At 66.8% G+C, this 12,708-nt stretch carries 10 protein-coding genes; 3 read left to right on the top strand and 7 right to left on the bottom strand.

Translation table 11 applies throughout. The annotated features are described in order from the left end of the window. Window positions 1–529: 529 nt before the first annotated feature. Genes ABD231_RS37560 through ABD231_RS37535 form a run of 6 tightly spaced genes read right to left on the bottom strand, consistent with a single transcriptional unit; the run spans window position 530 to window position 7,012 of the window. On the bottom strand, window positions 530–1,762 hold the full coding sequence (locus ABD231_RS37560) for a glycoside hydrolase family 32 protein (protein ID WP_344163572.1): 1,233 nt from the start codon (window positions 1,760–1,762) through the stop codon (window positions 530–532). Between the two features lie 14 nt (window positions 1,763–1,776). Then, complete coding sequence (locus ABD231_RS37555; RefSeq protein ID WP_344163569.1) at window positions 1,777–2,814, bottom strand: LacI family DNA-binding transcriptional regulator; 1,038 nt, start codon at window positions 2,812–2,814, stop codon at window positions 1,777–1,779. A gap of 20 nt (window positions 2,815–2,834) precedes the next feature. Continuing rightward, complete coding sequence (locus ABD231_RS37550) at window positions 2,835–3,956, bottom strand: glycoside hydrolase family 172 protein (protein ID WP_344163566.1); 1,122 nt, start codon at window positions 3,954–3,956, stop codon at window positions 2,835–2,837. A gap of 25 nt (window positions 3,957–3,981) precedes the next feature. After that, complete coding sequence (locus tag ABD231_RS37545; RefSeq protein ID WP_344163563.1) at window positions 3,982–4,821, bottom strand: carbohydrate ABC transporter permease; 840 nt, start codon at window positions 4,819–4,821, stop codon at window positions 3,982–3,984. Further along, entirely contained in the window at window positions 4,818–5,708 is an 891-nt protein-coding gene (locus ABD231_RS37540) for a carbohydrate ABC transporter permease (RefSeq protein WP_344163560.1), read from the bottom strand. The genes ABD231_RS37545 and ABD231_RS37540 overlap by 4 nt, the downstream gene beginning before the upstream one ends. Before the next feature lie 11 nt (window positions 5,709–5,719). Continuing rightward, window positions 5,720–7,012: an ABC transporter substrate-binding protein gene (locus ABD231_RS37535; RefSeq protein WP_344163557.1), complete on the bottom strand. Its 1,293-nt coding sequence runs from the start codon at window positions 7,010–7,012 to the stop codon at window positions 5,720–5,722. 217 nt (window positions 7,013–7,229) lie between these two features. Here ABD231_RS37535 and ABD231_RS37530 point away from each other — a divergent pair, with 217 nt between their 5' ends. From ABD231_RS37530 to ABD231_RS37520, 3 genes are read left to right on the top strand one after another with little or no spacing between them, the layout of a single operon-like run. After that, window positions 7,230–7,409: a twin-arginine translocation signal domain-containing protein gene (locus tag ABD231_RS37530; RefSeq protein WP_344163554.1), complete on the top strand. Its 180-nt coding sequence runs from the start codon at window positions 7,230–7,232 to the stop codon at window positions 7,407–7,409. Window positions 7,410–7,431: 22 nt separating this feature from the next. After that, window positions 7,432–8,643, top strand: a complete 1,212-nt coding sequence (locus tag ABD231_RS37525) for a NosD domain-containing protein (protein WP_344163551.1) — start codon at window positions 7,432–7,434, stop codon at window positions 8,641–8,643. Further along, window positions 8,640–10,502, top strand: coding sequence for a GH32 C-terminal domain-containing protein (locus ABD231_RS37520; RefSeq protein ID WP_344163548.1), 1,863 nt, complete (start codon window positions 8,640–8,642; stop codon window positions 10,500–10,502). Before ABD231_RS37525 ends, ABD231_RS37520 begins: the two co-directional genes overlap by 4 nt. 4 nt (window positions 10,503–10,506) lie before the next feature. On the opposite strand, the gene ABD231_RS37515 is transcribed toward ABD231_RS37520, so the two are convergent. Beyond that, on the bottom strand, window positions 10,507–12,705 hold the full coding sequence (locus ABD231_RS37515; protein ID WP_344163545.1) for a hypothetical protein: 2,199 nt from the start codon (window positions 12,703–12,705) through the stop codon (window positions 10,507–10,509). Window positions 12,706–12,708: the final 3 nt, after the last annotated feature.

Raw genomic sequence — 12,708 nt, 5'->3', positions numbered from 1 at the left:
GCGGCGCGGGGGCGAGGGGTGAGCGGCGCGGGGCGCGGCGCGGGGGCGAGGGGCGCGGGGCGCGGCGCGGGGGCGAGGGGTGAGGGGCGCGGCGCGGGGGCGAGGGCGTGGGGCGAGGGGCGGGGGCGTGGGGCGAGGGGCGGGGCAAGGGCGGATCGGTTTGATGGCCTCGTTGTTGTCGGCGGCAACCAGGGCCCGTCAGCCGTAGACGGCGCACGCCTCGGTAACTGACCTCGCCAAGCGGCCCAGCCGTAGACCCGCCCAGCCACACTCCCTCTGTAGCCCGGCCGCAGCGGCGATCAGCCACTGCGGACGGGGTCGGCCGCAGTTGGTGCGGCGGGGAGTTGGTGACGGAGGAATGCCGGACGGCTCGGACATGGATCAAGCGGCGTCACTCGACCGGAACTGACGTCGACGGGGCGTTCGGGCAGCCAATCGTGTAGCTCGGGCCGGTCGTGTAATGACCGCGAGCAACCCTGCCCGAGGGTCGTGCGGCCGGTCCCTCAGGACAGTCGGGAGCGGTTCAACCTCACCAGCCGGTCCGAGGCCGATCTGCTGAGGCGTCGAGGGCGGACAGCTCGTGCAGGTCTCCGTCGGTGGTTATGGACAGTACGTCGGTTGTCGGGGTGATCGCGGCTGCCAGCAGGCCGCGACCGGTCGCGAGCTCGAGGATTGGGCCGTCGAGGATGACGCGCACCGGGCCGGCGTCGTACGGCATAGTCCAGGACTCTTCGTCTACTCGCAGGGTCAGGTCGGTTGGGGTCGTGGTGATGGTGGCTACGGGGTGGGGGCCGGAGGAGATGGTGAGGTTGGTGCCGGTCCAGGTGAGGTCGGCGGCTAGGCCTTGGAGTTGGGTGTTGGTTGTGCGGTATGCCGTTAGGCCGGGGTGCGGGGTTGCGACTAGGCGGTCGGCGTCGAGGTGGAGGACGTAGGGGATGCTGTGCGCGCCTGTCCAGCCTGCTTCCGGGTCGGCGATGTTTCGCAGCCAGAACGTCAGGCAGGGGCGGCCGGCCGCGTCTTGGAAGTACGTCGGGGCGTAGTGGCTGTCGCCGAAGGTCAGGCGGCCCCAGGTTTCGGGGTGGAACTTGCCGGCGCGGTGGTCGCCGATCGCGCAGGTGACGTAGTGCAGTACGTCGTCGTCCCAGACGGAGGTGATCATCACGTGCCGGCCGTCGAGCTCGAGGAGTTGTGGGCACTCCCACATGGCGCCGGTCCACACGGGGTCTCGGTCCTGGCGGGAGCGCTGCAAGGCGATGCCGTCGTACGTCCAGTGGTCGAGGTCGTCGGATACGTAGGAGAGCGCCGCGGCGCTGTCGTCCTTGAGGGCGGCGCCGACCCACATCCGCCACTGGGTGCCGTCGCGGAAGACGAACGGGTCGCGGTACGCCGAGACGTCGGCCGGCGTCTCGGCCACCACCTCGCCCTTCTGCCAGTTGATCCATTCCGCGTCGAGCGGAGTCGCGATCCGGACTCGTCCGCGGCCGAGGTCCGGTTGCTCGACGGAGGTGTAGAAGATCCTGTCGTTCACCAGACAGCCGGTCCAGATCCCGTCGTCGCCGTCACCTGGTGCGATCGCGATTGGCAGGGCCTCAAATAGGAACAGGTCCGGCGACAAAGCATGTCCCCAGTGGCAGTTGGGCGCCCACTCCAAACTGTCCGGGACGTGTTGGTAGAACAGGTGATACTGGCCGTCGCGGTAGGTGATGCCGTGCGGATCGTTGATCCAGCCGCGCGGCGCGGTGAAGTGAAATCGGGGACGCATATCCGCCTGACCTGTCATTGGTTGTTCTGGGCAACTGACTCGCGGATGACCACCGGGCACGGCAGCAAGGTCGGGTGCGTCGACCGGTACCACGACGTGCTGCTGCTCTGGATGAGCCGGGTCAACGTGGCCACCGCCCAGGCGCCCATCTCGTAGTGCGGCAGCGCGACAGTGGTGAGCGCCGGGTGGACGCTCGCCGCGATCGGCGCCTGGTCGTCGAAGCCGACGATCGACACATCATCGGGAATCCGCAGCCCGAGCTCCTGGGCCGCCCGGTACGCACCCATCGCCATCCGATCGTTGTAACAGAAGATCGCCGTCGGCCGATCGACCCGGTCAAGCAACTCAAGGCTGGTCGTGTATCCACCACCCGCCTCCGAAACCCCCGCGGTGATCAGCCGATCGTCCCGCGGAATCCCCGCCTGCTCGAGACCGCGCAGATAACCAACAAGCCGGCCCTGAGTCGCCGGAACCTCGATACTCGAGTCCGCGAACGCGATCCGTCGATGACCCGCATCGACCAGCAGGGCAACGAGATCCGCCGCCCCGCTGGCCTCGTCCGGCAGCACAGCCGGTACGACGCCCTGCCGGTCCAGGGCTCCTATCAACACCGCCGGTACGGCGCGCAACTCCCGCGGTACCGACACCTCGTGATGGAACACGGTTGCGTAGATGATGCCGTCGACCTGCCGCTCGATCAGCGCCCGGGCGTCGGCGCGGCGGGCATCCGCGCCGGCGTCGAGATGCGAGTTGATGATCGCGAGGGTGAGGTTGTGCCGGCTCGCTTCCTCCTGCGCGCCGAGGATGATCCGGCCGGCGTGCGGGGTGGTCGCGATCTCCTCGGTGAGCAGCCCGATCATGTCCGACGCACGAGTCCGCAACCCCCGGGCCAGCCGGTTCGGGGTGTACCCCAGGTCCCGCGCGACCGACCGCACCCGGTCCCGGGTCGCCTCACTCGTCCGCGTGTGCGGGGTCTCGTTCAGCACATGCGACACCGTCGTGACGGACACACCCGCGGCGCGGGCGACGTCCCGGATCCCAACCTTCGGCACAACCCCATCCTCGTCCGGCATTACTCGTCCCAAAGGCCGTGCTCCGGCCATCGTCGCGGTAGCCGCTCGTCGACCGGTGGCAGCTCGGCGTGCGGCGCGTGCTCACCCAACTGGTACCAGTAGGCGACGCTCGAGTAGTCGTTCCCCTGATCGTTGGCGTGTCCGTGCTCGATCGACACCCGCAGGCTCTTCTGGAACCGGACCGGGTCCTCGATGTGCCAGCGGAACATACTCCACAGCCCGAAGTGCTCCTGTGGGCTCGCACCGAGCGTGATGCCGTGGTACGGGCCGGCGTACTCGCCACTCGGGAATCCCCACGCCGCACCGAAGTAGTCCTCCGTGCCCGTCCCGTGCAACGACGGCGGCCACACCTCCCCGTCGATGAAGAACATGTCGTCGCCCTCCCCCGGCCAGGTGAACACCTGGTTGGAGGCGTCGAAGTTGTCGATGCTGAGCACGCAGCCAACGTAGTGCCCCGTGCCGGTCGCATCGAGGATCACGTAGTTGTCGTCCCCGGTCAGGTTCGTCCCCGGCAGGTCCCACGGCGCCGGGTTCGCGAGATCGGTCGCATGCTGTACGGCGGAAGTCGGCTTCTCCTGGCGGTAATACGCATGGAACCGCGCGACGTCGTCCGGGATCGGCTCCTCGCTGAGCTCGTAGTCGACGTAGTAGAAGAGGTTCTCGATCGGCTGGTCGCTCTCGTTGCGGATCTGGATCTTCGCGTGGCTGCCGAACGGCATCGGGAAGTAGCTGTTCATCGCGGCCGCGAACGGCCCTTTCGGCCCCCGCCGCGGACCGAACACGGCGTTCAGCGGAAGCGAGATGTAGTGCTTCGCGACCGCGTGCCCGACCCCGAAGAAGTCGCCGAGCGGTGCGCGGACGCTCGGGTTCTCCTCGCCGTCCCAGAATATCTCGATGACGAGCTTGCGCAGGTACTTCTCCGAGTAGCACCGGGTGGTCAGCCAGATGTGCTCGATGCGTCCCGACCCGCTGATGTCGGCGATCACGAAGGTCTCCCCCGCGGGCACCACGGCGAAGTCCCGGTTGCCGCCGGTGCGGTCCCAGCTCGACTCGCGGCGCGACCGGCCGGACTTCACGTGGGCCAGGCCGCCGAGCGGGCTGTTCGGTTGCCAGAATTCCATATCGTCTCCGATGGTTGTGTGGTTGTCAGCCCTTGACGGCGCCGAGAGTCAGCCCCGCGACGATGTGCCGCTGGAGCGCGAGAGTGAGCAGGATGACGGGGACCGAATAGACCGCCGAGAGCGCGGTCATCCCGCCCCAGTCGAGGCCGAACTGGGTCTGGAAGTTGGCGATCACGATCGGCGTGGTCTGCGCCCGCACCGAGGTGAGCAGCAGCGCGAACAGGAACTCGTTCCAGGACGCGAGGAAGGCGAAGATGGCGGTGACCGCCAGCCCGCCGGACACGACCGGCAGTACCACGTGCCGCAGCGCCTGGAGCCGATCGCTGCCGTCAACCTTGGCGGCCTCTTCCAGCTCGACCGGGACCGCCTCGAAGAAGCTCGACATCAGCCAGATCGACAGCGGTAGCGAGATTGTGGTGTGGGCGATCGCCAGACCGATCGTGGTGTCCGAGATACCGAGTCGCCGCATCGTCTCGACCAGCGGCGCCCCGACCGCGATCGTCGGCACCATCCGCGTGACCAGTGCCGCGACCACGAAGACGCGGCCGCTCGGCGTCCGGTAGCGGGTGATCGCGTACGCCGCCGGCACCCCGAGGGCGAGGGAGAACGCCGTACTGAGCACTGCGGTTGCGACGCTGTTGATCAACGCCGGTACGACGCCCTCCTTGCTGAGCGCCGCGACATAGTTGTCGAGCGTCCACTGCGACGGCAACACGTGAGGCGGTACGGCGATCGCGTCGAGCGGTGTCTTGAACGAGGTCAGCAGCAAGTAGACGAACGGGAATCCGTACAGCACCAGTGCTGCGAACAGCGCGACCCACAGGATGACGCGCGTCGTACGGCGACGAGTCTCGAGACCGTTCATGCCTGATCACCGCCCGGCCGCCAGATGGCGAAGATCGCGACCGCGGCGACCACGAGCATGCCGATCAGATAGACCGTGCCCATGGCGCTGGCCAGGCCGGGATCGCCGTTGCGCGTCATGGTGCGATAGATCAGCAGGCTCAAGGTCGTCGTACTGTCCTGTGGACCGCCGTTGGTCTGGATCAGGATGATGTCGAACGCGCGGGCCGCGTCGATCCCGCGCACGATCAGCGCCACCGCGATCACCGGTCGCAGCAGCGGCAGGATGATCCGGAACAACAGGGTCGGGAACCGTACGCCGTCGATCCGGGCGGCCTCGATGACGTCACCAGGCACGTTCTGCAGCCCCGCGAAGAGAACGAGCGTGATGAACGATGTCGTCAGCCAGATGTCCGGCAGCGCCACCGAGAACAACGCGATGTCCGGATTGCTCAGCCAGGCGATCTGGTCCGTGCTGTTCAGCAGTCCGACGCGGCGCAGCAGCTCGTTGAGGATGCCGAAGTTGTCGATGAGCAGGAATCGCCACAGCAGGCCGGCCACCACCGGGGCGACCATGAGCGGGTACATGAACACTGTCCGGAACACCGCCGACCGGCTACCGAGCGCCGCGAACACCAGCGCCACGGCCAGCCCGAAGGCGAACTCGAGCGCGACCACGATCAGCGTGTAGACGATCGTTCGCAGTGCCGCTCCTTGGAACGCGGTCGAAGCGAACGCAGTAGCGAAGTTCTCGAAACCCACGAAGGTGCGCGGGCCGCCGGCGATCGGCGAGATCTCGTAGAACGCGTTCGAGACGAATCTGAGCAGTGGCCAGGCCACGAAGGCGGTCAGGAACAGGGCGGCCGGGGCGATCAGCAGGAGGGCGAACCGGCGGTCGGTGAGGCGCACAGACGTGGTCCTTACTTGACGATCGCTTCGATCTGAGTCTTCGCCTGTTTCAGCAGCGCCGCGTTGTCCGCACCCTTGGCGACCGCCTTCTGCAGCATCGGCGTCAGCACCGAGGTGACGATCTCCTGCCACTTCGGGGTGGCCGGCCGGGCGGCCGTGGCGGGCGACTTCAGTGTCGCGAGGATTGCCGGGTAGTTCTCGTGACCGGCAACGCCTGCTTGCGATTCGAACGCTGAGATCCGAGCGACCAAGCCCAGCGACGTCTTGATCGAGAGGTCGTTGTGCGCATAGGCGAAGGCGACGAACTTCTTGGCCTCTGCCTGCTTAGTGGTTGCCTTGGGCACCGACAAGTACCAAGCACCCGGTACGCCGGCGATGCCGCCCGGCCCCGCGATCATCGGCGCGACGCCGATCTTGCCCTTGACTGCGGCATTATCCGGGGTCTGGGTGTAGGCATGTCCCCAGAAGCGCATCATCGCGAGCTTGCCCTGGTAGAACAGGTTCTGCGAACCGGCCCAGTCGAGCTGCGCGGCGCCGGGCGGTGCCGAGGGCAAAAGACTCGTGTAGAAGTTCAACGCAGCAAGGTGATCGGCGTCGTCAATCGTGACATCGCCGCTCGCCGGATCGAGGACCATCGTCTTCTCGCCGGCCTGCGCGACCGTGGCCAGCCACTCCGTCTCGACCGCACCCTTCACATCGGTGCCGTAGATGTCGGTCTGGCCGTCGCCGTTCGTGTCACGCGTGAAGAACTCGGCGACATCCTTGTACTGCTTCCACGTGGTCGGCGGCACCAGCGGGTACCCGTACTTCGCCTGGAAAGCAGCCTTCTCCTTCGGGTCGCCGAACAGGTCGGTCCGGTAGTAGAGGATCTCGGAATTCGTCCAGACCGGCATCCCGACGTACGAACCGCCGACCTGCGCCTCGGTCACCAGGCCCGGGAACAGATCGCGCTTCACGTCGTCGGTGAACAGGTCGTCGAGGGGCGAGACGCCGCCCGAGAAGGCGCTCAGCCAGATGGCGTCGACGGCCGCGACATCGAACGACGTCTTCCCCGAGCCGAGTTCGGTCTGGATGCGGTCGTAGAGACCGTCGTACGGCAGCTCGACCAGCTCGACCGTCGTACCGGTCTCCTTCTGGTAGAGGTCGGCGACCGGCTGGAGCTCGGCCTTTCCGCCGCCCTCCACCAGGACGGTGAGCTTGCCGGCGGCTCCTTCCGAGCTGCCGCCGGCACCGCATCCGGCGACCGCCAGAATCACACTCGTCGCCACGGCGATGCCGGCTATCGCGGTCCTGCGAAGCTTCATGCTCCGACTCCTTCCAGGCAGTGATTAAACGTTTTGGCAAAACGTCTTGGCGGCAAGTGTTCGTCCGCCGGGGCCGCTCGGTCAACGCCAAAATTCCGCCAAACAGCTGCCAAACTTTTTGGCAGCTCCGACGACCTTGCCGCCGCCCGGCCGCGGTCCTACCTTCGGATCAATTCAGCTCTGCCAAAACCTTTTGGCACCTCGCGAAGGAGCCGCCATGACCTCCTCCACCCCTCCCGGCACCCGCCTGTCGCGCCGAGTCTTCCTGACCGCCGCAGCCGCCGCGGCCGCCGCGACCGTCGCAAGCCAGCTGCCGAGTACGGCGCGCGCTGCGACCGTCGTCACCGTCGCGGCGCCGGCACCGCGACCGCACCGCACGCTCCTCGGCGTGCTCTGACCACCTGACGAAAGGGAAGCCCATGCCTTCGACGATCTACGACGTCACCACCTGGACCATCCCCGGCAGCCCGGCGACCACCGCCTACACGGACATCGGCGCGATCGTGAACAGCATCATCGCCGACATCAAGACCAACCAGCCGAACCAGGCCTCCAAGCCCGGCGCGGTCATCTACATCCCGCCCGGCGACTACTCGCTGAAGACCCGGATCGTCATCGACATCAGCTACCTGCAGCTCAAGGGATCCGGCCACGGCTTCACGTCGTCGAGCATCCGCTACAACGCCGGCAACACCTCCGGCTGGCACGAGATCTGGCCGGGCGGCAGCCGGATCCGGGTCGAGAACACCGACGGGAACGCCGAGGCCATCCTGATCAGCCGCAGCGGCGACCCCCGGCTCAGCTCGATCGAGCTGGTGGACTTCTGCCTGGACGGCCTCTCGTTCACCCCGAACCAGAACAGCTACCGCAACGGCAAGATCGGGATCCGGTCGGCCACGGCCACCGACTCGCTGCGGATCACCGGGCTGGGCATCGTCTACCTGGAGCGCGGGATCGTGATCACCGACGCCGACGCACTGCACATCACCGGCAACTTCGTCTGCGAGAACGGCAACTGCATCGAGCTCACCGGCTCCGGACAGGCCAGTATGGTCAACGACAACCTGCTCGGCGCCGGCTATGTCGGCTTCACGATCTTCGCCGAGAACCACTTCGGCCTGATTGTCTCCGGCAACAACATCTTCCCCCGCGGCAAGAGCTCGGTGCACCTGAAGACCTGCACGAACAACACGATCACCGCGAACCGCCTGCACGCTTTCTACCCGGGGATGATCCAGTTCGAAGGTGCCTGCCACAACAACCTGATCGGGTCGAACCACTTCCTCCGGAACCTCGAGTCGTTCCCCGCGATGACCGGCTTCAACAACGGGCTCGACGACCTGAACGGCCTCGTGCACCTCAACGGCAGCGGCAACACGGTGGTCGGCAACCACTTCTCGTACGACGTCCCGCCGGCGAACATCACGCCGTCCGGTGCGACCCCGACGATGGTCCTGGTGAAGTCGGGGAGCAACAACTACGTCGCCACGAATCACACGGTCGCGAATGTCGCCGTACGGACTGTTGTCCTGGACGGATCGACGGTCAACACGAAGGTCCTCGACAACGGTACGGCGGCAGAGTTCCAGGCGCTGAGCGGAGCGACGTACGGCTTCCGGGCTACGCCATGAGGCGGGTCGCCCTGTTTCTGGCCTGGGTCCTCGCCTTCACCGGTACGACGGCCGCCGTAGCCGGTTCGCCCGCCGACTATCCGGAGTACCCGTACGCCGCCACCGACTACACGGAGCCCCTCCGCGGTCAGTTCCACTTCAGCCCGCAGAACGGGTTCATGAACGACATCAACGCCCCGCTGTACTACCGCGGTGTGTACCACCTGTTCTTCCAGCACAATCCCCACGGACTCGGCTGGGACGCCGCGGTGCACTGGGGACACGCGACGAGCACCGACCTGGTGCACTGGACGCAGCAGCCGATCGCCCTCGAACCAGGTGTGCACACCGGCAATCTCTGGTCCGGAGCAGGCTGGGTCGACGTGAACAACGTGACCGGCCTGAAGGTCGGGTCCGACGACCCGATCCTGTTGTTCACCAACACCGAGGGCGTCAGCATCGCCTACTCGACCGACGGAGCTAAGACGTTCCAGATGTACAACGGCGGTGCGAAGGTCATCACCGATCCGGTCGAGAGCCGCGACCCCAAGGTGCAATGGGACCCGCAGCACAATCGCTGGGAACTCGTCACCTTCCGGGCCGGGACCGGCGCCGCCTTCTACACCTCGACGAACCTGCTCGACTGGACCTATCGCGGCGTCTACTCGGCCAACTGGTTCGTCGAATGTCCCGACCTCTACCAACTGCCGGTCGACGGGAACACCAACGCCCGCAAGTGGGTCCTCCAAGACGCCAGCGGCGAGTACGTCATCGGCTCACTCGGCGCGAACGGCCTGTTCGTCTCGGACTGGGCGACCCCGCAACGGATGGAATGGGGAGTCTCCGGCGCAGCTTTCCCGCCGTCCACCTGGTACGCGCCGTTGACCTTCAACCAGTTGCCGAACGGCCGCGTCGTACAAATGGCCTGGCAGCCGAGCAACGCCGGCGTGACCTGGACCGGCAACGCGTCCTTCCCGGTCGAGCTCGGCCTGAAGACCTATCCGGAGGGCATCCGCCTCACCCGCAACCCGGTCAGCGAGATCTCGACCATCCGAACCTCGACGCAGACCTGGGGAACGCGCACGATCACGACGGATCCGGCGACCGATCCACTCAGCGGCATCTCCGCCGACACCTACGAAATCAACGCACAGTTCGACCTCACCGGTGCAACCGCGTCGGAGTTCGGATTCCGACTGCACGCCCGCTCGGACGGATCGAGCGATCGCACCGTCGCGTACAGCGTCGGGGCGCAGACCCTGTACGGCGTCTCGATGCCGCCGATCGCGAATCAGGTCACGATCCGGCTCCTCGTGGATCGCGGTCAACTCGAGGTCTTCGGCAACGGCGGCAAGACCGTCGTGAGCGACAACGTCGCCTTCGACTCCTCCCCCGCCAGCCGCGGGCTCCGCCTGTACGCCGTCGGTGGCGCGGTCACGCTCACCTCGCTCAGCGTCTCCCCCATCGCCTCAACCTGGGCACCCGGTCCCCCGGGCTCGGCCCCAGCCAGCGCCATCGCCTCGACCACCCGCCAAGACATGTGCGTCGACCGCGACGTTGCCAGCGGCAACGTCCAGCTATGGACCTGCCTAGCAAACTCCAACCAGACCTGGACTCTAGACAGTCTCGGTTCGCTCACCACCGCAGGCGTCTGCATGGAGGTGCCACCCGGTCAGACAGCCAACCTGACTTTGGTCCGTGTCGCAGCCTGCTCAGGCGCCAGCAACCAGAAGTGGGCCCGAGGCAACTTCGGCACCCTCGTCAACCAAGCCTCCGGCCGCTGCCTGGACCTACCGGAGGCCGTCTTCACCAACGGCCGCCGGCTACAGATCTACGACTGCGTCGGAACCCGCAACCAAAGCTGGGTCGGCCCCGCCTGATCCATCACGGGTAGCGGTACTTCGAGAGCTCGGTTTCGAGGCGGCGGTAGCGCTCTTCCAGGTCTGCACGTTTGGAGGGCTGCGGCTTCTGCTGCTTGGGCACCGGCCGGAGCGCGCTCTCGGCCAACCGCGCGAACTCGGGCAGGTCGGCGTACCGCGGGATCTTTTGTTCTGGTGCGAACAGGGCCAGGGCACGGCGTTCCCAGCCGCCGGTTGATGGTGGGAAGCGGATGAGGTGGTGCAGCACCTCATCCCAGGCCAGCCTTCGGTCGGCTTTGGGGGCGGCGACTTGTTGCAGGAGGATGGTGAAGACCGTTGACGAGGCGACGCTGGCGAGGACGCGCGCGTCGTCGAAGAACGGCACCGAGGCGAGCGTGTCCTTCGACATCAGCGAGTGCGAGCCGACGATCTCGTTGAACGCGCCGTTGTCGGACTCCAGGGCGAAGATCGAGGCCGCGCTCTTGTCCAGCTCGTCGGACTTGGCCTTGCCTTCGTTGAGCAGCTTCTGCAGATCCGCGACGGCGACCTGCATCAGGAATCCGCCGGCGCCTGGTGCCTCGGTCGGGAGTTGCTCGGCCTTGCGGTCGATGGCGAAGGCGGCGAGCAGAGCCGCGCGGCCCTTCGCGTTGATGCGGCCGCTGTCGGCGAGGCCGCGGACGAACTGGTCGTAGTTGCTTTCGGTGTGGCCGCTGCGTTGCAGCCTCGGTTCGAGGGCGGCGGTGTGGCGTTTGAGCTGCAGTTCGAGCTCTGTCTCCTTGACCGTGCGCTTCGGTGGTGACGCCCCGGGTGCCAACGGCCAGTCCGCCGGCGCGACGTTGGCTGCCAGCCGCTGGCGCTCGTCGGCACTCAGGAGTGTCAGCACCAGCGGGATCGACTCCCGGAGCTTCGGCGTCGCGAGTGCGGGCGCGAGCGGTCCGGCCAATGGACCAAGCGCGGTGAGGCCCAACCGTTCGAGGTTCTCGAGGGCGTGCAGCAGAGTGTGGGCGGTGTCCTGCGCCGACGGGAACGCGGGATAGGCGTGCCGCGTACTCGGCGTGGACATCCTGGTCTTACTCAGTACGCCGAAACTCTCGTTCTTACCGCCCGTCTCGTACGCCGGGTAGCGCAGCCGCCGGAAGAGCTTGCGCTTGAACCGGATCAGCTCGTCCGGTTTCGCCGCGACGAACTCCGGCCGCCGTTTCGCCACGTCGTCCACGAACCGCTTGAGGAAGGCCTCGTCACTCTCGCCTTCGACCTGCGCCGGCCGGTAGCTGCGCAACTCCAGCAACTCGACCACATTCGAATGGAAGAACCAGTCCTCGACACCGTGTAGCAGCTTGCCGGTCCGCACCAGCAGGCGTTGCCGGCCTGCTTGGTCCTCTCGCTTCAGCGCCCGCCAGTCGTCCTCGATCCCGGCGAGGCCCTCGGCCAGGTAGGCGACATAGTGCGCGTCCACCGCGTTCATCACGCCGACCTCGTCGGTCAGGCTCGCCTGCCGCCGACTCGGTTGGTACAGCTTGTTCGCCGGACGCTTGCTCGCGTTCCACACGTACGGCGGCTGGTCGGTGTGCTCATGTGGGTAGTACTGCGTGAAGAATTCGCCGTACACGTCGTCGACGCGGTTGGTGGGGATCGGTTTGATCGAGCCCCACGCGCCGTCGACCCGATGGGTCACGTCCTGCGCGAACAGCAGCTGGGTGGTTCCCTCGATCGTCAGCCGGAAGAACTCGCCGAGATAGCCGTAGTGCTTCGCGTCGTCCGCGGCCACGCCGGGTGTGCGCTCGATCGGCGTACCGAGCAGCTTGTCGATCCACTCGTCGGCTCCGCTCAGATCGGCGTACGTGTCCGACGGGAGCAGTGCGAGGATCCCGCCGATCGCGGCCAGTCCGATCCCCGAGCCCTCGACGACATCGGCCGCCGTACCGGAGGTCAAGCCCTTCAGGTACTGCGATGCCGCGAGCGCCGCGCCGGCCCCGAGCGCGGCCAGACCGCGGAGCAACTGCGTCTTGTCCTGTACGGCGGGGATGACGAACTCCCGCCAGATCCGTTGCTTGGCGAAGATGTAGGTGACCGGGTCGCGGAACTGCGAGACGTCGGTCAGGTAGTTGCCGAGCTCGAGGTAGGTCAGGTCGTCAGCGGCCAGGTTGGCGTTGTCGAGGAAGGCGACCGGGACGGTCTCCCTGGTGAACAGGAAGATGTCCCGGTGCCTGGAGATGTCGCCCATGAG

This window comes from Kribbella yunnanensis (genome assembly GCF_039529655.1).
GTDB lineage: Bacteria > Actinomycetota > Actinomycetes > Propionibacteriales > Kribbellaceae > Kribbella > Kribbella yunnanensis.
The sequence above is the reverse complement of the archived record's forward strand: the minus strand, read 5'-3'. Positions and strand labels throughout refer to the sequence as shown.